15 protein-coding genes, 2 tRNA genes and 3 rRNA genes (1 of these 20 running past the window's edge) are annotated in these 20,203 nt (G+C 51.5%); 9 read left to right on the top strand and 11 right to left on the bottom strand.

Features of this window, described 5'->3' with window-relative positions; genetic code table 11:
• Window positions 1-143: 143 nt before the first annotated feature.
• From lpdA to ampD, 6 genes are all read right to left on the bottom strand, one after another.
• Window positions 144-1,574, bottom strand: coding sequence for a dihydrolipoyl dehydrogenase (gene lpdA, locus SAMA_RS02050; RefSeq protein ID WP_011758498.1), 1,431 nt, complete (start codon window positions 1,572-1,574; stop codon window positions 144-146).
• Between the two features lie 170 nt (window positions 1,575-1,744).
• Window positions 1,745-3,673: a pyruvate dehydrogenase complex dihydrolipoyllysine-residue acetyltransferase gene (gene aceF, locus SAMA_RS02045; protein ID WP_011758497.1), complete on the bottom strand. Its 1,929-nt coding sequence runs from the start codon at window positions 3,671-3,673 to the stop codon at window positions 1,745-1,747.
• An 11-nt stretch (window positions 3,674-3,684) separates the two neighbouring features.
• On the bottom strand, window positions 3,685-6,381 hold the full coding sequence (aceE, locus tag SAMA_RS02040; protein WP_011758496.1) for a pyruvate dehydrogenase (acetyl-transferring), homodimeric type: 2,697 nt from the start codon (window positions 6,379-6,381) through the stop codon (window positions 3,685-3,687).
• Window positions 6,382-6,453: 72 nt separating this feature from the next.
• Complete coding sequence (gene pdhR / locus SAMA_RS02035) at window positions 6,454-7,206, bottom strand: pyruvate dehydrogenase complex transcriptional repressor PdhR (RefSeq protein ID WP_011758495.1); 753 nt, start codon at window positions 7,204-7,206, stop codon at window positions 6,454-6,456.
• Between the two features lie 206 nt (window positions 7,207-7,412).
• Complete coding sequence (gene ampE / locus SAMA_RS02030; protein ID WP_011758494.1) at window positions 7,413-8,273, bottom strand: beta-lactamase regulator AmpE; 861 nt, start codon at window positions 8,271-8,273, stop codon at window positions 7,413-7,415.
• 77 nt (window positions 8,274-8,350) lie between these two features.
• A complete protein-coding gene (ampD, locus tag SAMA_RS02025) occupies window positions 8,351-8,923 on the bottom strand; it encodes a 1,6-anhydro-N-acetylmuramyl-L-alanine amidase AmpD (protein ID WP_011758493.1) in 573 nt (190 codons plus the stop codon).
• A gap of 335 nt (window positions 8,924-9,258) precedes the next feature.
• On the opposite strand from ampD, the gene nadC reads away from it, so the two are divergent.
• The 9 genes from nadC to mutT all read left to right on the top strand — a co-directional run bounded on the left by nadC (window position 9,259) and on the right by mutT (window position 18,328).
• Window positions 9,259-10,116: a carboxylating nicotinate-nucleotide diphosphorylase gene (gene nadC, locus SAMA_RS02020; protein WP_011758492.1), complete on the top strand. Its 858-nt coding sequence runs from the start codon at window positions 9,259-9,261 to the stop codon at window positions 10,114-10,116.
• Between the two features lie 1,641 nt (window positions 10,117-11,757).
• Window positions 11,758-12,231, top strand: coding sequence for a pilin (locus SAMA_RS02015; protein WP_011758491.1), 474 nt, complete (start codon window positions 11,758-11,760; stop codon window positions 12,229-12,231).
• Window positions 12,232-12,284: 53 nt separating this feature from the next.
• Complete coding sequence (gene pilB / locus SAMA_RS02010; RefSeq protein ID WP_011758490.1) at window positions 12,285-13,991, top strand: type IV-A pilus assembly ATPase PilB; 1,707 nt, start codon at window positions 12,285-12,287, stop codon at window positions 13,989-13,991.
• A gap of 69 nt (window positions 13,992-14,060) precedes the next feature.
• Entirely contained in the window at window positions 14,061-15,320 is a 1,260-nt protein-coding gene (locus SAMA_RS02005) for a type II secretion system F family protein (RefSeq protein ID WP_011758489.1), read from the top strand.
• Between the two features lie 35 nt (window positions 15,321-15,355).
• Window positions 15,356-16,270 (top strand): prepilin peptidase, encoded by a 915-nt coding sequence (locus SAMA_RS02000; RefSeq protein ID WP_011758488.1) that lies wholly within the window; start codon window positions 15,356-15,358, stop codon window positions 16,268-16,270.
• On the top strand, window positions 16,270-16,887 hold the full coding sequence (coaE, locus tag SAMA_RS01995) for a dephospho-CoA kinase (RefSeq protein ID WP_011758487.1): 618 nt from the start codon (window positions 16,270-16,272) through the stop codon (window positions 16,885-16,887). The genes SAMA_RS02000 and coaE overlap by 1 nt, the downstream gene beginning before the upstream one ends.
• The gene (gene zapD / locus SAMA_RS01990) at window positions 16,880-17,614 is read left to right on the top strand and encodes a cell division protein ZapD (protein ID WP_011758486.1); all 735 of its coding nucleotides are present in this window, start codon (window positions 16,880-16,882) and stop codon (window positions 17,612-17,614) included. The genes coaE and zapD overlap by 8 nt, the downstream gene beginning before the upstream one ends.
• Window positions 17,615-17,675: 61 nt before the next feature.
• Window positions 17,676-17,891 carry a DNA gyrase inhibitor YacG gene (gene yacG, locus SAMA_RS01985; protein ID WP_011758485.1) on the top strand — a complete coding sequence of 72 codons (216 nt, stop codon included), beginning with the start codon at window positions 17,676-17,678 and terminating at the stop codon, window positions 17,889-17,891.
• A gap of 41 nt (window positions 17,892-17,932) precedes the next feature.
• Window positions 17,933-18,328 (top strand): 8-oxo-dGTP diphosphatase MutT, encoded by a 396-nt coding sequence (gene mutT, locus SAMA_RS01980; protein ID WP_011758484.1) that lies wholly within the window; start codon window positions 17,933-17,935, stop codon window positions 18,326-18,328.
• 130 nt (window positions 18,329-18,458) lie between these two features.
• Here the strand turns inward: mutT and rrf (SAMA_RS01975) are convergent.
• From rrf (SAMA_RS01975) to SAMA_RS01955, 5 genes are all read right to left on the bottom strand, one after another.
• Window positions 18,459-18,574: ribosomal RNA gene (gene rrf / locus SAMA_RS01975) — 5S ribosomal RNA — on the bottom strand.
• A gap of 40 nt (window positions 18,575-18,614) precedes the next feature.
• Window positions 18,615-18,690, bottom strand: a tRNA-Thr gene (locus tag SAMA_RS01970).
• A gap of 45 nt (window positions 18,691-18,735) precedes the next feature.
• Window positions 18,736-18,851 (bottom strand): 5S ribosomal RNA (gene rrf, locus SAMA_RS01965).
• A gap of 66 nt (window positions 18,852-18,917) precedes the next feature.
• Window positions 18,918-18,993, bottom strand: a tRNA-Val gene (locus tag SAMA_RS01960).
• 86 nt (window positions 18,994-19,079) lie between these two features.
• A 23S ribosomal RNA gene (locus tag SAMA_RS01955) occupies window positions 19,080-20,203 on the bottom strand (it continues 1,770 nt past the right edge of the window).

Here is a 20,203-nt window from a genome sequence, read left to right as displayed (position 1 = left end):
ATCGCAGCACGACCCGAACACCAAGCACAGGCAGAAACTAACTGCCTAACACCACGAGATAATTACACAAATTTTACACCATTCACAAATAGAGCCATAAAAAAAGACGCCCCTTGGGCGTCTTTTTTTGGCTTTTCAGAAAATTACTTTTTCTTTTTCGCCTTTGGGTTTGGCAGGTCAGTGATAGAACCTTCGTAAACCTCAGCCGCCAGACCCACAGACTCGTGCAGAGTTGGGTGAGCGTGGATGGTCAGCGCGATATCTTCAGCATCACAGCCCATTTCGATTGCCAGACCGATTTCGCCCAGCAGTTCGCCGCCGTTCACACCCACGATGGCACCACCAATGACGCGGTGAGTTTCTTTGTCGAAAATCAGCTTGGTCATACCGTCGCTGGCATCAGAGGCGATGGCGCGGCCGGAAGCAGCCCATGGGAAGGTCGCAGTTTCGTAAGCGATGCCTTTCTCTTTGGCTTCTTTCTCGGTCAGACCTACCCAGGCCACTTCAGGGTCGGTGTAAGCGATAGATGGGATCACCTTAGGATCGAAGAAGTGCTTCAGGCCAGAGATCACCTCGGCAGCAACGTGGCCTTCATGCACACCTTTGTGCGCCAGCATTGGCTGACCCACGATGTCGCCCACGGCGAAGATGTGTGGCACGTTGGTGCGCAGCTGCTTGTCTACCTTGATAAAGCCACGCTCATCAACATTGATGCCCGCCTTGTCGGCATCGATCAGCTTGCCGTTAGGAGTACGGCCGATGGCCACCAGCACGGCGTCGTAACGCACAGGCTCAGTTGGGGCCTTCTTGCCTTCCATAGAGACGTAGATACCGTCTTCTTTGGCTTCAACCGCGGTGACTTTGGTTTCGAGCATCAGGTTGAATTTCTTGCTGATCTTACGGGTGTAAACCTTCACCACGTCTTTGTCTGCGGCTGGGATAACCTGGTCGAACATTTCAACCACGTCGATGTCACTGCCCAGCGCATGGTAAACAGTGCCCATTTCCAGACCGATAATACCACCGCCCATCACCAGCAGCTTCTTGGGTACTTCTTTCAGTTCCAGCGCATCGGTAGAGTCCCAAATACGTGGGTCTTCATGAGGAATGAATGGCAGCTGGATTGGACGTGAACCGGCAGCAATGATGGCGTTGTCGAAGTTGATTACGGTAGCGGCGCCATCGGCACCTGTTACTTCGATGCTGTTAGGGCCGGTGAATTTACCCAGACCGTTCACCACCTGCACTTTACGCATCTTGGCCATGCCACCCAGACCACCGGTCAGTTGGCCGATCACTTTCTCTTTGTAGCCGCGCAGCTTGTCGATATCGATGCTTGGCTCGCCGAATACTACGCCGTGCTCGGCAGCAGTTTTGGCTTCTTCAATCACTTTGGCAATGTGCAGCAGGGCCTTTGATGGGATACAACCCACGTTCAGACACACGCCACCCAGGGTGCTGAAGCGCTCGATGATTACGGTTTCCAGACCAAGGTCGGCAGCACGGAAAGCGGCGGAATAACCCGCAGGGCCCGCGCCCAACACTACTACCTGAGTTTTGATTTGATTACTCATGTTTTCCTCTGAATTTTTCTTCATTCCGTCGTTTAAAAAGTTGCTCAAGCATTTGAGGGAGGCGACTTTTTAAACCAACTATCGGCCCGCTTGTAAGGTGGCCGCATTTTAACCCGCGTTCGACACGGATCACAATAAAAAGGCCGTCCTATTCAGGACAGCCTTTACGGTTACAGAACGAGTTTGCGTATGTCTGACAGTACACCGCTCAGATACGTGGTGAACTTGGCACCTTCGGCGCCGTCGATCACCCGGTGGTCGTACGACAGCGACAGTGGCAACATCAGGCGAGGCACAAATTCCTTGCCGTTCCACTTGGGCTTGAGCTCAGACTTGGACACACCCAGAATACCCACTTCAGGGGCATTCACGATTGGGGTGAACGAGGTACCACCGAGGCCACCGAGGCTGGAGATGGTAAAGCAGCCGCCCTGCATGTCAGAGGCAGTAAGCTTACCGGCGCGGGCCTTCTTGGAGATGTCAGCCAGCTCGCGGGACAGCTCATAGATGCCTTTCTTGTTCACATCACGTACCACAGGCACCACCAGACCATTGGGGGTATCCACCGCAATGCCGATGTTGATGTACTTCTTCAGAATAAGGCTCTCGCCATCTTCAGACAGAGACGCGTTGAATGATGGGAAGGCTTCCAGCGACTTGGCCACCGCCTTCATGATGAACACCAGCGGGGTGATCTTCATACCGGTATCGCGCTTGGCTTCTTCGGCGTTTTGCGCCTTGCGGAAGTCCTCAAGCTCGGTGATGTCGGCCTCATCAAACTGAGTCACATGGGGGATCATCACCCAGTTACGGTGCAGGTTGGCACCACTGATCTTCTTGATGCGTGACAACGGCTGAGTCTCAACTTCACCAAATTTGCTGAAGTCAACCTTCGGCCATGGCAGCAGGTTCAGGCCAGCGCCGGAGGCAGCGCCCGCGGCGGCGGTAGCAGAGCCTGACTCGAGGCGCTTGAGTGCTTCTTTGATGTAAGACTGCACGTCTTCACGTACCACTCGGCCCTTACGACCTGTACCCTTGACCTTGGCAAGGTTAACGCCAAACTCACGGGCCAGACGACGGATAACCGGTGACGCGTGGGCGTACTCGTGGTTTTCCACGAACTCACCAGTCTTACTTTGCCCCTGAGACGGAGCCTGGGCCTGGGCATTGGCAGCCGGAGCCGCAGCTTGAGGAGCGGCCGGAGCCACAGGTGCAGCTGGCGCGGCAGCAGGAGCAGCACCTTGTACTTCGAACACCATGATCAGTGAACCGGTAGACACCTTGTCACCGGCAGCCACCTTGATGGCCTTAACCACACCGGCAACCGGCGCAGGTACTTCCATAGAGGCTTTGTCGCCTTCCACTGTCAGCAGCGACTGGTCGGCGGCAACTGTGTCGCCTACCTTCACCAGCACTTCGGTCACTTCCACTTCATCGCCGCCGATGTCCGGCACGTGAATGTCTTTGTCACCGCCGGCAACTGGCGCGGCGGCAACCGGCGCTGGCGCAGCAGCTGCGGCCACAGGAGCAGCTGCGGCCACAGGAGCAGCGGATGCAGCCTGAGTCTCGAACACCATGATAAGGGAGCCAGTGGCTACCTTATCACCGGTGGCGACCTTGATTTCTTTGAGCACACCGGCGAACGGCGCAGGCACTTCCATAGAAGCCTTGTCGCCTTCTACTGTGATCAGTGGCTGCTCATCAGTGATGCTGTCGCCTACTTTCACCAGAATTTCAGTGACTTCAACTTCGTCACCGCCGATGTCAGGCACGAATACGTCTTTCAGCGCGGCTACCGCTGTAGCAGCTGGGGCTGCAGCAACCGGCACTGGCGCAGCGGCCTGGGCCGCCGGAGCAGCAGCTGCTTGCTCACCTTCAAACATCATGATCAGTGAGCCGGTGGCGACCTTGTCGCCCACCGCAATTTTGATTTCCTTGACCACACCAGCCTTGGGAGCCGGTACTTCCATGGAAGACTTGTCGCCTTCCACGGTGATCAGCGACTGATCCTCAGTGATGGAATCACCCACCTTGACCAGGATCTCGGTCACTTCGACTTCATCAGTGCCGATATCGGGTACATGAATTTCGATTGCCATTGTCTCGTCTCTTACGCGTAAAGTGGGTTCATCTTCTCGGTGTCGATATCGAACTTCTTGATGGCAGCAACCACCACAGATTTCTCGATGTCACCGCGCTTGGCCAGCTCGTTCAGGGCTGCAACCACCACGTAACCGGCGTTCACTTCGAAGTGACGACGCAGGTTGGCGCGGCTGTCAGAGCGACCGAAACCGTCGGTACCCAGCACCTTGTAGGACACGCTTGGCATGAAGGCACGAACCTGTTCGGCGTAGTTCTTCATGTAGTCGGTCGCGGCAATGGCAGGCTCGCTGCCCAGTACTGAGGTGATGTAAGGTACGCGGGCGTCAGCTTCAGGATGCAGCATATTGAAACGCTCGCAGTCCTGACCGTTACGGGCCAGCTCGTTGAACGAAGTCACGGAGAACACATCTGAACCTATGCCGTATTCTTCAGCCAGGATAACCGCGGCTTTACGTACTTCATTCATGATGGTGCCTGAGCTCATCAACTGCACTTTTGATGGCTTCGCTGGGCTGTAGGCACTGCCCTTGCCACCTGTATGGCTTTCGAGTTTGTAGATACCCTTGCGGATACCTTCCTCGGCACCTTCTGGCATGGCTGGCATGGCGTAGTTTTCGTTCATCAGGGTCAGGTAGTAGAACACGTTCTCCTGCTCGCCATACATGCGGCGGATACCGTCCTGAATGATCACGGCAGTTTCGTAAGCAAAGGTCGGATCGTAAGAAATACAGTTAGGTACGGTACCGGCCAGGATGTGGCTGTGACCGTCTTCGTGCTGCAGACCTTCACCGTTCAAGGTGGTACGACCGGCAGTGGCACCCAAAAGGAAGCCGCGCGCCTGCTGGTCGCCTGCCATCCACGCCATATCGCCCACACGCTGGAAGCCGAACATGGAGTAGTAGATGTAGAACGGGATCATTGGCAGGTTGTTGGTGCTGTACGAGGTGGCAGCGGCAACCCATGAAGACATGGCGCCCAGCTCGTTGATACCTTCTTGCAGTACCTGGCCTGAAGTGTCTTCCTTGTAGTAAGACACGATATCGCGGTCTTCCGGAATGTAGTTCTGGCCGTAGGGGTTATAGATACCAATCTGACGGAACAGACCTTCCATACCGAAGGTACGGGCTTCGTCGGCGATAATAGGCACGATGTTTTTGCCGATATTCTTGTCCTTGAGCAGGATGTTCAGGGTACGAACAAAGCCCATGGTGGTAGAAATATCACGCTTCTGCTCTTCCAGCAGCGGCTTGAACTCAGACAGTTCAGGGGCAACAAACTCGCCGGTGAAGTTAGGCAGACGCTTGGGCGTGTAGCCGTGCAGGGCTTCACGACGGGCGTGCAAATAGGTGTGCTCAACACTGCCTTCTTCGAGCTTGATGTATGGCAGATTAACCAGATCTTCGTCGCTGACCAGATCCGTCACACCCAGACGGTCACGCAGCTTGGCCACGTGGGACATGTCCATCTTTTTCACCTGGTGCGCGATGTTCTTGCCTTCGGCCGCATCGCCCATGCCGTAACCTTTTACAGTCTTGGCCAAGATCACAGTTGGACGCCCCTTGGTCTCCTGGGCAGCTTTGAATGCCGCGTACAGCTTGGAAGGCTCATGGCCACCGCGCTTTAGGGCGAAGATTTCTTCGTCGGTCATGTCGGCAACCAGAGCAGCCGTCTCTGGGTACTTACCGAAGAAGTGCTCACGCACGTAGGCACCATCTTTGGCCTTGAAGGTCTGATAGTCACCGTCAACGGTTTCGTTCATCAGCTGCAGCAGCTTGCCGGTGGTGTCTTTGGCCAGCAGCTTGTCCCAGCCACTGCCCCACACTACCTTGATTACGTTCCAGCCCGCGCCTTTAAACAGGCCTTCGAGTTCCTGGATAATTTTGCCGTTACCCATTACCGGGCCGTCGAGACGCTGCAGGTTACAGTTGATGAGGAAGCACAGGTTGTCCAGCTTCTCACGGGCAGCGAAGGAGATAGCACCGCGGCTTTCCGGCTCGTCCATTTCACCATCGCCGAGGAAGGCGTACACGCGCTGCTCGGTGGTGTCTTTCAGTCCACGGCCATTCAGGTACTTGAGGAAGCGTGCCTGATAAATAGAAGAGATAGGGCCCAGACCCATGGATACGGTTGGGAATTGCCAGAATTCAGGCATCAGCTTGGGGTGTGGGTAAGACGAAATACCCTTGCCGTCCACTTCCTGACGGAAGTTGTCCAGCTGCTCTTCGGTCAGACGACCTTCGAGGAAAGCACGGCTATAAATACCGGGGGCAATGTGGCCCTGATAGTAAACCAGGTCGCCACCATCTTTGTGGTTGGGGGCGCGGAAAAAGTGGTTGAAACACACTTCGTAGAAAGCAGCCGCCGACTGGAAAGACGCCATGTGACCACCCAGCTCCAGATCTTTCTTGGAGGCGCGCAGTACTATCATGATGGCGTTCCAGCGAATGATGGAACGGATGCGGCGTTCAATGGTGATATCACCAGGGTAAGCCGGTTCCTGAGTCAAGGGGATGGTGTTCACATAGTTGGTGGTGATGCCGGTTGGCATGTCCACACCATCAAGACGGGCCTGCTCCAACACTTGCTCCAGCAGGAATTGGGCACGTTCGACGCCTTCTTCGCGAACAACGGACTCGAGGGCCGCCAGCCACTCCTGGGTTTCGATGGGATCTAAGTCTTGTAGCATTTGCATAGGTTCAGACATGAGACTGTCCTTATATATACATATTTATGGGAAAAGTGGCTTGCAAGGTACTGGTAAACACCATCCCGGCCATCAGGCGCCACTCTTTAATCGGCGCAGGCTGCGCTGCAACCGGCTATCTTCTTCCCTGACCGCCAACATCACCTCTTCGATGTAGCTCAAGTGCTCATTCGAGGCTTCGCGGGCCGCTTCGGGATCGCGGCGAACTATAGCGGCGAGCAGTGCCCGGCGGTGTTCGTTCGCCATTCTGGAGGCATCTTCGCGGCGGCTCAGAAGCTCCAGGTTTTGTGCCACATTCTTGTGCAGCACCGGAGTTAAACTTAAAACCAGATGTAACATGGCCACATTGTGGGAGGCTTCGGCCACGGCGCGATAAAAACGCACGATGGCATCGGCCTTACTTTCGATAGTTTGGGCCTCTTCCACTTCCAAAATCATTTTTTGGATGTTATTCATGTCGGCATCTGTACCGCGCAGCGCGGCAAAGTACGCCATCATGCCTTCGGTGGCATGACGGAATTCAAGCAGGTCGTACTGGCTCTCGGTGTCGCTCTGCATGAGCTCTACGATAGGGTCGGCCATGCTTTGCCACAGCTGCTCTTTCACGTAGGTACCACCGCCCTGGCGACGCATCAGCAGGCCTTTGGCCTCCAGTTTCTGGATGGCTTCGCGCAGGGAAGGACGGGAAACTTCAAATTGAATGGCCAACTCCCGCTCAGGGGGCAGTTTTTGGCCGGGCTTGAGACTGCCTTCAAGGATCATGCGCTCGAGTTGCTGCATGATCACATCGGAGATCTTCGGCTGGTTTATTTTGCTATATGCCATGTGGGCCCTCAGCTCCATTGTAAATTGGTCTTACCAATTTATGCGAGTGAGCGCACTTTATCAAATCACGGTTTTAAAGTCCATACAGTGATCCATATCACCCACGACATGAGAGCATAGCTGAAAAAAATTGTCATGGGGTCAGACCAATTAACAAACCCTACGCAAGTACTGCATTTAAGGTAGTTTCAGCCAACACATTGACTTCAGTTGATGATCCCAAAAATGGTCAGCAGGGACACCGCTGCCAGCAGCAGTATAAAATTGCGCTTACTTAGCCCGAGCAGTACTAATGTGGGTTGCAAGCATACAGGTGCTGATGAGGGCTGTGGAATAGATTCAGCCTCGGTCGCGGTTTCCGTAACAATTTGTCTGGCGGGAGTAGATGGGTCGAATGCCAGCTTGCGCCAACGATTGAATGCGCTGCTGAACTGTCCTGCCAGCACAAAACCAAATGCAAAGATGCGGCTTGGCAGCCAATCCAATACTGTCAGTAGCGCATCCACATAAGGGAGCTGCAGATTACTGCGCTTTTGCATCTGCTCGTAGTAACGCACGCTGCAGTAGAGCACCGCCGCAACAGGGCCAAGGGCTATCAAATACAGGGCCACAGCGCCGTAAAAGCGATAGTTTATCCAGGCAACACTTTGTCCAACCTTTAGCCCCAGCTCATCGGCAGTCACGGCTTCAAGACAGGAAGAGCAATCGAGTTCTGACCCATGACGATAACAGGCTTGGGTATCGCCCCTGCATGCCGCCTGAATATACCGCTTAAAGGCTTTACGTTGTTCCTGATGACTGAAACACACCATAGCGGTGAGCACCCACACCGCCAGTGTGAGCATTCCCCAGGCAATCCCACTGACCACTATAAGTGCCAGATATACCAACACCGCGGGTAACAGCAGGGCAAACAACACCTGAAACTCAGACGCTTGACCCTGAGTAAATTCATCTTTCCACAGCCGGCGATGCAATTTTGATATCAGGGTGTCGAATTGCCAGGTCTCGGGTAAAAACTTAAGGCGTTCGGCTAGTATCGCCATCAACAATGAAAATAGTGCCATCCTGGTTCTCCCATTAACGTTACACCGTGCCGGGCTTATCCATGTGCGGTAAGCGCAAGCTTAAAACCACTCACTTCTTACCCACTGAACTCTTGAGATAATTCCCTAAAATACCTCGCCCAGTCAAACTTGGGGCCCGGGTCGGTCTTACGCCCCGGAGCAATGTCACTGTGACCAACTATTCGGTCTTGGGTGATATCGGGATACTCGGCCATCAGAGCCAGTGTCAGCTCACGCAGTACCTGATATTGGAGATCGGTAAAGGGAAGGTCGTCCGTCCCCTCAAGCTCAATCCCGACCGCAAAATCGTTGCAACCTTCACGGCCATTGAACTTGGACACGCCAGCATGCCAGGCTCTGTCTTCACAGGACACAAATTGTACCAGCTCGCCATTTCGGCGGATAAGAAAGTGAGCGGAGACTTCAAGCCCCTGCAAATCCGCAAAACTGGGGTGTGCATCGCAGTCTAAGCAGCCCTGAAACAGCGCTTCTATATAAGGTAAGCCAAACTGGCCTGCGGGCAGACTGATATTGTGAATAACCAGCAGACTTATCTCCCCTTGAGGACGGGAATTAAAGAAGGGTGACTGGCTATGTCGGGCGCGGTTTATCCACCCTTGATGCCACTGTATTAAAGGCTGCAACGACATGTGGTTTCCGTATTCACAATAAGACGACTTTCAGTATCCACCTCTTCTCAGCGGCTATGTACAAAGCCCAAGAGCGCTGGCGGCGTTGCTTTTACCAAGGCAGATATAAGTATAACCGGCTGTGATTGTAGCGATTTTTACCCTGCACCACTATCACCTTGGCTCAGAGTAACGCGTTCTCGGCGCTAAAAACGCGCCAAAAACTGTACCATTCAATAAAGCAATCACTGCACCTGGGCCAGCGCACATGGTATCCTTTTAGCATCAAGGCGTTCTCAAAATTACGCCCTAAAACCCGTTAGCAAGCCAGAATAAGTAAAGCAAAGGACGTCGTCATGCTGGAAAATGACATCAGACTCTCAGTGAAAGCCGCATTGGATGAAGACCTTGGTCATGGCGATGCCAGCGCCGACATCACGGCTCAGCTCATCCCCGAAGATAGAATTGCCGAAGCAACACTGATTACCCGTGAAGAAGGGATCTTCTGTGGCAAAGCCTGGGCAGAGCAAGTGTTCAATCAGCTGGGAGGCACAGTTGCCTTGCATTGGCACGTGGACGATGGCGATTGGGTAGTGCCGAATCAAGTACTGTGTGAGTTGTCAGGCCCCGCGCGCGCCATACTTACAGGCGAGCGCACCGCAATGAACTTTATCCAAACCCTGTCTGGTGTCGCCAGCCTGACCCGGGTTTACGTGGACAAGCTGGCCGGAACCGATTGCCGCCTGCTCGATACCCGCAAGACCATACCGGGCCTGCGAACCGCCCAGAAGTATGCGGTAAGCTGTGGTGGCGGTAAAAATCATCGCATTGGTCTGTACGATGCCTTCCTGATTAAAGAAAACCACATCATGGCCTGCGGTGGCATTAAAGCCGCCATAGATAAAGCAAGAACCTTGCACCCGGACAAACCGGTTGAAGTGGAAGTCGAGTCTCTGGCCGAACTGACTGAAGCGCTGCAGGCAGGCAGCGACATCATTATGCTGGATAACTTTGACGTCACCATGATGATAGAAGCCGTAGCCATTAACGATGCATTCAAGGTGCAAGGTGGCGGTGCCAAACTGGAAGTGTCGGGTAATGTCACCCTGGACACCCTCGGCGAGTTTGCCAAAACCGGTGTAGACTTCATCTCCGTTGGTGCACTCACCAAACACGTCCGCGCAATGGATCTTTCCCTGAGGCTTAAACACTAACAAGCTGACGTTTGGGCAGTTGCTTACAAGACATGAATCTTGCTCTGTAACTGCCCGGCTGTAATCTGCGATCACGTTTCATCTGAGCTGGACCTTTTGGCCCAAATATTATGCCGTATGGGCATTCGCCACGCTTTGCCGGTATCCAAATCGACGTAAACCGAAAGCACTCTAGAGCGGCGCTTATGAGCACCAGCTTTGCGCAATTATCTTCATTTCTCTGATTCAATCACCGTGTTCGCTCGAGGTTGCTGCCTACGCGAGCAAATTGATGTGCTTTATGCCGAAAGCCTAAGAAGAACTGCTGAGACGAACTCCTGAACAGACACCGATAAATACACAGCTAAATGAATGTCTAAGGAAGCAACAAGATGCAGAGTATCAAGCCGAGGGCTGAGACCAATAGCAGAGTCAAAAACTGTTTGAAATAACTGACATAACATATAAAGTCCGACACCACAGAATCGACTGATACGAACTGCAATATTCAGAACAACGTTTGCAAGCACATCAACCATAAGTTGTATTTCAGTAATTCAATACTTCCAGCTCTGTTGGCAATTTGATGACTTTTCAAGCGACGCTTTTTTGACTTTGAACACAAAACCGTCATGCCGCACATCACAGTCAAAAAATTGTTATAACCACTCGCATACAAAACAAACTACCTTAGAAAAATTAAGCGAATAGCACAGACTTTCGTGCAATTTCTTGTTTCATTTTTGCAAACTTTGTACTAACTTTAGCCTAGGCTTTATGGCCTTTCCGGCGGGTACAAAAAAGCACCATGCTTTTAGCAAAAGCTTTTGCAACAAGGTAGCGAAAAGGGTGTGTAAGTGATGCATTCCTCAGGTAACTGATGGATGAAATCGAAGGCACTTTCAGCGAAAACAGTAGGTTTTTTGGTCACGGTAGATTTCTAAGATACGGCGACCAGAGACCGAACAGATTGACGCTGATACCAACCAAGCTCACTTTACTGCACCTACGGAATAAAGTACGTTATGCCCTAACCTCGATGTTTACATTTTGTCAACCTTGGCTACCTTAGTCTGGCTGACATAAAGGCAAGCATCTGTGGCGATGGCTAAAGGTAAGGCAAGGTTCACTCGGCGGCGTAAAAACCAACGAAGGCCAAAAACCAACGGCGGCGTAAACCCGCGCAGTGGACTGATGCTGAACCAGAAGCGACAGTAACTTTGTCGGTATAACGAACACAACCGAGACAGCCGAAAGGGCCATAATCGGTTTCTACCTCAACGGGTGGATAGTGATGAGCTAAAAGCTGTTGTGCATAACGCTTTGAGTCTCAACACATTCTGTACGATGGGGCAATAATAAACCAAGGTGGCAGGTTCGAGGGCATAACTAACAAAGCGACTTTTAGCTTCCGTAAAAGTAGCTTCAGTAACAGTTATCCCAAGGCCAACCGCACAGGGTGAGAACTGGCGCAGGCAATTGAGCTTGCATCCATTTGGTCATAACACTGCTGCATGTAAATCGCCATCCTGCATGACGGGGTTACAGATACCGGCATACAGACACGGGCTTACGGACAACAGTAAAGTTAATTTGCACAGAAGTTGGATAGCCACAACTGCGTGAGCGCCAACGACTAATTAGCAATAAACGGAGAGAGAAATGAAAGGTATCAATTTTAAAAAGAACGCCAAGGGTTTCACCCTGATCGAACTGATGATCGTAGTAGCCATCATCGGTATCCTTGCCGCCATCGCGCTGCCTGCTTACAAAACTTACACTCAACGTGCAAAGTTCAGTGAAGTTGTTTTGGCAGCGACTCCAGCAAAAACCGCTGTAGATGTTTGTGTTCAAACCGGTACTAGCTGTGACAATTTGCAAGAAGACTCTACTGGATGGGCGGCAAGTAGCTTAGTAACCAGTGTATCCATTGATGCGCAAATGATAGATGACCCAGCGAATCCTGGTACACAGATTGTGGATCCTGCTGGCGTGATTATCATCACTGTGGAATCTGTGGGTAACCCAGTATTCACCGATGGTCCATACACTTACATTCTAACCGGCACGCCAAACGCCGGAGGCTCTATGGACTGGGCACCATCAGGTACCTGTAAAGCAGCTGGTTTGTGTTAACAGCGACGTAGCATTCTGGGGACATCAAGTCCCCAGTTCTTACTGGGTTAATAATGCCAACAACCGGCTTGCACTTAGGATTGTCGACGCTGTTTTTACGTAAAGGACTGCTCACAGAAGAGCAGCTCTCCGAAGCAGTATCCCAATCACGCAAAAATCGGCATTCATTGGTCACTACTCTTGTGATCAGTAAGCTAATATCTGCAAGAGAAATTGCAGAGCTTTGTTATGAAGAATACGGCACGCCGCTTCTGGATTTAGCCGAGTTTGATGTTTCCAGCATTCCCGAAGATTTTCTCAATAAAAAGCTCATCGAGAAGCACCGCTGCCTGCCACTGTTTAAGCGTGGCAACCGGCTGTATATAGGTACATCTGACCCCACCAACATTCCCGCACTGGAAGATTTTCAGTTTTCAGCAGGTTTGCACGCCGAAGCTATTTTGGTGGAAGACGATAAGCTTGCCAAAGCGCTGGAGAAAATCCTTGAAGAAGACATCAGCGCTCTGGATTTGGGGGGCTTGGACGAAGAAGCTCTTGCTGGCATTGAAGTTACTGATACCGACAAGCGCCCGGAAAATGATAATGAAGGCGCCGACGATGCCCCAATAGTTATCTATATCAACAAGATTTTGACAGATGCTATTCGCCGCGGCGCATCAGATTTGCACTTTGAACCTTATGAGAAGCGCTACCGCATCCGTTTTCGTATCGATGGCATTTTGCATGAAGTGTCTGAGCCGCCGATTAACCTCTCAGGGCGCATTTCTGCACGCTTAAAGGTGATGTCAAAACTCGACATTGCCGAGCGCCGCCTGCCCCAAGATGGCCGCATAAAGATGAAACTCAGCCGCACCAAGAGCATCGATTTTCGGGTAAGTACCCTGCCGACGCTCTGGGGCGAAAAAATTGTAATGCGTATTCTGGACTCCTCTTCTGCCCAGCTTGGTATCGAGAAGCTCGGTTACGAGCCAGACCAAAAGCAGCTGTACCTCGATAACCTCGCTAAACCCCAGGGCATGATTCTGGTGACCGGCCCCACAGGCTCGGGTAAAACCGTATCCCTGTACACCGGCCTTAATATCCTCAATACCGAAGAGCGCAACATTTCCACCGCCGAAGACCCGGTAGAAATAAACCTTGAAGGCGTGAATCAGGTTCACATTAATAACAAGGCAGGACTTACATTTGCGTCTGCTTTGCGATCGTTTTTGCGTCAGGACCCTGACGTGGTGATGGTGGGGGAAATCAGGGATTTGGAAACCGCCGAGATTGCCATTAAGGCAGCTCAAACCGGCCACTTGGTGTTATCCACCCTGCACACCAACTCTGCCGCCGAAACCCTTACCCGTCTTTTAAATATGGGGGTGCCGGGCTATAACATCGCGAGCTCGGTGAATTTGATTATTGCCCAGCGCCTCGCTAGGCGCCTGTGCCCAGAGTGTAAACAACCGGAAGAGATCCCCAATCACGAACTGGAGCGCCTGGGTTTTAATCAGGCGCAGATTGCCGAAGGCTTCACCGCTTTTAAGCCCTGCGGCTGCGATTTATGTTCCGGTGGTTATAAAGGTCGCGTGGGTATTTATGAAGTCATGCCCATGAGTGATGAAATTGCAAGGGTCATTATGGAAGGCGGTAATTCGCTTGAAATTGCTCGCATGGCCAAGTCTCAGGGCGTAAGGGACCTGCGCTTATCAGGGCTCCTTAAGGTGATACAAGGCGTAACCAGTATTGCAGAGGTTAACCGCGTGACCAGTTTTTAACTGCCGCATCTAGAATCTAGAAGCTAGAATCAAGTAACTCGCAACGCGAGCGCTCTAAAGGAAATAGATATGGCCACAGCCGTCGCAAACAAATCCAAAAAGCAGACACAAAAGCTAGCTCCCAAGGTCTATAACTTTGAATGGAAGGGCTTAAACCGAGATGGCAAAAAATCCAGCGGTGAGCTCAGGGGCGCGTCTGTTGCCGAAATTAAAACCCTTCTTAAAAATCAGGGTATAAACCCCAAGGTAGTTCGTAAGAAGTCTGATGGCCTTTTTGGTGCCAGCAATAAAAAGATCAATGCGATGGACATCGCCATGGTCACCCGCCAAATAGCCACCATGCTGATGGCAGGTGTGCCCTTGGTGACCACCATAGAAATCCTCGGTAAAGGCCATGAAAAGCCCAAGATGAGAGAATTGCTTGGCACCATTCTTAACGACATTCAGGCAGGTATTCCACTCTCTGATGCACTGCGGCCCCACAGAATTTACTTTGATGACTTATACGTAGACCTGGTGGCCGCCGGTGAGCACTCGGGTTCACTGGATACTGTTTTTGACAGGATTGCAACTTATAGAGAAAAAGCAGAAGCCCTGAAGTCCAAAATCAAAAAGGCCATGTTTTATCCCGCTGCGGTCGTGGTGGTTGCGATTGCTGTTACCACCTTGCTGCTGCTCTTCGTAGTACCCCAGTTTGAAGAAATTTTTACCAGTTTCGGTGCTGAACTTCCTGCATTCACCCAGCTCATTATCAATATCTCACGATTTCTGCAGTCATCTTGGTATTTCTTCCTCACCGCCATCGTTGGCTCTATCTGGCTCTATGTCCGCGCCCACCGGAATTCTCAAGCAGTACGCGATAGGCAAGACGAGTTTGTGCTTAAAATCCCTGTGATTGGAGAAATCTTACACAAGGCTGCCATGGCCCGCTTTGCCCGCACCCTGGCGACCACCTTTGCAGCTGGTGTTCCCCTGATTGATGGCCTGGAGTCTGCGGCAGGTGCTTCTGGTAATGCCGTTTACCGTAAAGCACTTTTGCGAATTCGCACCGAAGTGATGGCCGGTATGCAAATGAACGTGGCCATGCGTACCGTTAACCTCTTCCCGGATATGCTCATTCAAATGGTGATGATTGGTGAAGAGTCAGGTTCGCTGGATAATATGCTCAACAAAATTGCCAACATCTATGAGATGCAGGTGGATGATGCCGTTGATGGCCTCTCGAGCCTGATTGAACCCATTATGATGGTGGTTATCGGTACCCTTGTCGGCGGCCTGATTGTGGGTATGTATCTGCCTATCTTCCAGATGGGTAATGTGGTTGGCTAATAGCACTATTTTAAAACTTATAACAATTTTAACAGATGACTGAATTTATCTCCCTAATGAGCCAGTTTCCCTGGCTCTTTATTTTGCTCGCATTCCTGTTCGCAGCCACCATTGGTAGCTTCCTCAATGTCGTAATTCATCGCTTGCCTGTGATGATGAAAAGAGAATGGCAGCAGGAATGTAATGCCTATCTTGAAGAGTACCAACCTGAACTTGTAAAAAAGCTTGGCAAAGCGAATTTGGACAAGCCAATTGATAGCTATCCAGAACGTTATAACCTGATTGTGCCAGGCTCATCCTGCCCTAAGTGCGGTACTATCATTAAGCCCTGGCACAATCTGCCTGTACTGGGCTGGATAATCCTTGGCGGTAAATGCGCTTCCTGCAAAGCCCCAATTTCCAGCCGTTATCCCATAGTGGAAGCCTTTACCGGCCTGACTGTTGCAGCACTGGCGTGGCACTTTGGTCCCACGTGGCAATTTGTCACAGCAGCATTACTCACCTTTGGCTTAATTGCCATGTCGGGAATCGACCTGGATGAAATGCTACTGCCAGACAGCCTCACTCTTCCTCTGCTGTGGCTGGGATTACTGCTTAATTATCATGGCCTATTTACCACTCTGGAAGATGCACTCATTGGTGCTGCAGCCGGTTATCTGTCGCTTTGGTCTGTGTATTGGCTGTTTAAGCTCACCACAGGCAAAGAGGGCATGGGCTACGGTGATTTTAAACTCATGGGGCTCTTTGGTGCTTGGCTCGGCTGGCAAATGCTGCCGTTAATTATTCTTCTCTCAAGCCTGGTCGGTGCTGTCGTTGGCATACTGATGATGGTTTGGAAAAGCCATAAGCGTGAAAATCCCATCCCATTTGGTCCCTATATCGCGGCCGCTGGCTGGATAGCACTTATTTGGGGACAAGATATTGTCAGCTGGTATCTGGGTTCTCTTTGATGGCCGAGTTTATTCTGGGCCTCACCGGCGGAATCGGTAGCGGCAAGACAACTGTTGCTAACCTCTTTCACGAACAAGGCATTGAACTGGTTGATGCCGATGTTATCGCCCGTGAAGTGGTCGAGTACGGTTCAGTTGGGCTCAAGGCGATTGAAGACCACTTCGGTAGTGACATTCTCCAAGCCGATGGCAGTCTCGATCGTGCCAAGCTGAGAGAGCGGATTTTTACCGATGAATCTGAGCGGCTCTGGCTGAACAACTTACTTCACCCCATGATTCGCCAAACCATGCTGTCGTCTGCAAAAAATGCTGATTCAGATTATGTTATTTTGGTTGTGCCCTTGCTATTTGAGAATGGGTTGGATAGCTTAGTTGATCGAACTTTGGTGGTTGATATTTCACCTGATTTACAAATCCAACGCACCGTCGAACGAGATAACGTGAGCGAGGCCCAAATCGCCAACATTATCGCCAGCCAAATCAGCCGTGAAGAGAGGCTGCAAAAAGCCGACGACATTATAGACAACAGAGGAGAGATAGCCGACCTTAAGGAGCAGGTTAATAGGCTCCACCAGTATTATTTAGCACTGGCGGCATCAAAAGCACCGCATGACTGAACTGATATATGAGCAACCTCTGAACGAAAAAATCCGCAGCTATCTGCGGCTCGAATATCTCGCCCAGCAGGTGCAACATAATCTGGAAAACGACCATCAGCAGCGCTGTTTCTATCCTTTATTTTCTTTACTCGAATTAAATGAACGTTGCGATTACCGTGGCGATCTTCTTAAAGAAATAGACAAACAACTCTTTATTCTCGCCAAGTGGCAACTATTACCCCACGTTGATGCCTCCCAAGTCCAAAATGTCGTTGATGGCTTATCTAAAGCCAGAGAACAGCTCCAGAATCCTTCACGAATTGGTAGCGCCCTGAAACAGGATAGATTTTTAAGTGCATTACGGCAGCGATTCGGTATGCCCGGCGCTTGTTGTAACTTCGACTTACCTCAACTGCATTATTGGCTCGCCAAGCCATGGGATGAGCGCAAAGGTGAATACCTGCAGTGGGTTGAACATTTTGCTCCCCTGCTTACCCCCGTCAGCTTGCTTCTCTCCCTCATTCGCAGCACGGCCGAGTATCAGGACGCCACCGCAGCCGGCGGCTTCTATCAGGGGACCAATGCCCAGCCACTCTCGCTCATTCGGGTGAAGATTGATTCGGCCCAGGGTTGTTATCCCACCATTAGCGGCCACAAAACCCGCTATGCCATTCACTTCGTTCAATTCGCAGATCAACGTCATTCAGATAAGACCATCGCCTTTAAACTGGCGACCTGCGCCTGAAGGCTTTACCATAAGGCCTTCCCCATTTTGGGATTGTTATTCCATCCAAAAGGTTTTTCTTATGACATTGACGGTTAAGTGCCCCCAGTGCCAAAAGCCTGTTACCTGGGACGCCTCCTCCGCCTTCAAGCCATTTTGCAGTGAACGCTGCAAACTGATTGACTTAGGAGATTGGGCGTCCGAGAAGCATGCCATTCCAGTAAAAGATGACATCAGCGAAGAGCTGCTGGATCAGCTCGGTTATGAAGAAGCAGACTTCTTTAAAACTGCTGATTGACCCAAGGCCAATTCCAAAACTTACTATCAGAGAGTCATCTTATGACTAAGCGTGTTCACGTTGCCGTAGGCATCATTAAACAAGGCTCGCACATCTTGCTGGCGAAGCGTCATGGCCATCTGCATCAGGGTGGAAAATGGGAGTTTCCCGGTGGCAAGGTGGAGGCAGGTGAAAACACCTCAGAAGCCCTCAAACGCGAGCTAAAAGAAGAAGTTGGCCTGACGGTGCACTCCAGCCAACCTTATATGGAAATCAGCCACAATTATCCTGACAAGCACGTACTGCTGGATATTCATCTGGTTGAAGACTTCAGTGGTGAAGCAAGCGGTATCGAAGGGCAACAAATCGAATGGGTGTCACTGCGTGACATCAGTGACTATCAGTTCCCGGATGCCAACCAACCGATCCTTGATAAAATACTGCGAGACTTTAGCTGAACTTCCTCTACAGGCTTTACTGAGGTGTTACGTCAGCCGTGCCGTAACACCCTCTTAAAAACAGCATCTGGCCTCCGAAGCCCAGATAAAGAAAAACCCCGACGTTGCCGTCGGGGTTCTCGTATTTGAAGCCTGGAAATGTCCTACTCTCACATGGGGAGGCCCCACACTACCATCGGCGCTACTGCGTTTCACTACTGAGTTCGGAATGGGATCAGGTGGGACCACAGCGCTATGGTTTCCAAGCAAATTTTGTTGCTGCCATTTAGTACTTGGCGGCGAATAATGGTGCTGATACCCAGAATCGAACTGGGGACCTCATCCTTACCAAGGATGCGCTCTACCGACTGAGCCATATCAGCAAACTCTTTGATTTCACATTAAAAATGTAAAAATCAGAATTAGGCGTCTGGCAATGACCTACTCTCACATGGGGAGACCCCACACTACCATCGGCGCTGCTCCGTTTCACTACTGAGTTCGGAATGGGATCAGGTGGGACCAGAGCGCTATTGTCACCAGACAAATTCGTTATGTTCTCGCCTTTGGGCAAGAACATGCAATTCGGAAAGCTGCTTTGCAGTAAATATGGTGGTCGCTACTGGGATCGAACCAGTGACCCCCTCCTTGTAAGGGAGGTGCTCTCCCGGCTGAGCTAAGCGACCGGTATTCTGTATTGTTGAGTTATCACTTCAATCAAGTCTGGTTTCTTCAAGACTATCTACTACCATCTGAAACCCATCTGGGTTGTATGGTTAAGCCGCACGAGTCATTAGTACAGGTTAGCTCAACGCCTCACAACGCTTACACACCCTGCCTATCAACGTCCTGGTCTCGGACGGCTCTTCAGTGGACTCAAGGTCCAAGGGAAGACTCATCTTGGGGCTCGCTTCCCGCTTAGATGCTTTCAGCGGTTATCGATTCCGAACGTAGCTACCGGGCAATGCCATTGGCATGACAACCCGAACACCAGCGGTTCGTTCACTCCGGTCCTCTCGTACTAGGAGCAACCCCCCTCAATCTTCCAACGCCCACGGCAGATAGGGACCGAACTGTCTCACGACGTTCTGAACCCAGCTCGCGTACCACTTTAAATGGCGAACAGCCATACCCTTGGGACCGACTTCAGCCCCAGGATGTGATGAGCCGACATCGAGGTGCCAAACACCGCCGTCGATATGAACTCTTGGGCGGTATCAGCCTGTTATCCCCGGAGTACCTTTTATCCGTTGAGCGATGGCCCTTCCATGCAGAACCACCGGATCACTATGACCTACTTTCGTACCTGCTCGACGTGTCTGTCTCGCAGTTAAGCTGGCTTGTGCCATTACACTAACCACACGATGTCCGACCGTGTTTAGCCAACCTTCGTGCTCCTCCGTTACTCTTTGGGAGGAGACCGCCCCAGTCAAACTACCCACCAGGCACTGTCCCTAGTCCAGATTCATGGACCGAGGTTAGAACATCAACACTACAAGGGTGGTATTTCAAGGTTGACTCCACGAGAACTGGCGTTCCCGCTTCAAAGTCTCCCACCTATCCTACACATGTAGGGTCAATGTTCAGTGCCAAGCTATAGTAAAGGTTCACGGGGTCTTTCCGTCTAGCCGCGGGTATACGGCATCTTCACCGCAATTTCAACTTCACTGAGTCTCGGCTGGAGACAGCGTGGCCATCATTACGCCATTCGTGCAGGTCGGAACTTACCCGACAAGGAATTTCGCTACCTTAGGACCGTTATAGTTACGGCCGCCGTTTACCGGGGCTTCGATCATGAGCTTCTCTTGCGATAACCCAATCAATTAACCTTCCGGCACCGGGCAGGCGTCACACCGTATACTTCCTCTTGCGAGTTTGCACAGTGCTGTGTTTTTG

The organism is Shewanella amazonensis SB2B (genome assembly GCF_000015245.1).
Lineage (GTDB): Bacteria > Pseudomonadota > Gammaproteobacteria > Enterobacterales > Shewanellaceae > Shewanella > Shewanella amazonensis.
The sequence above is the reverse complement of the archived record's forward strand: the minus strand, read 5'-3'. Positions and strand labels throughout refer to the sequence as shown.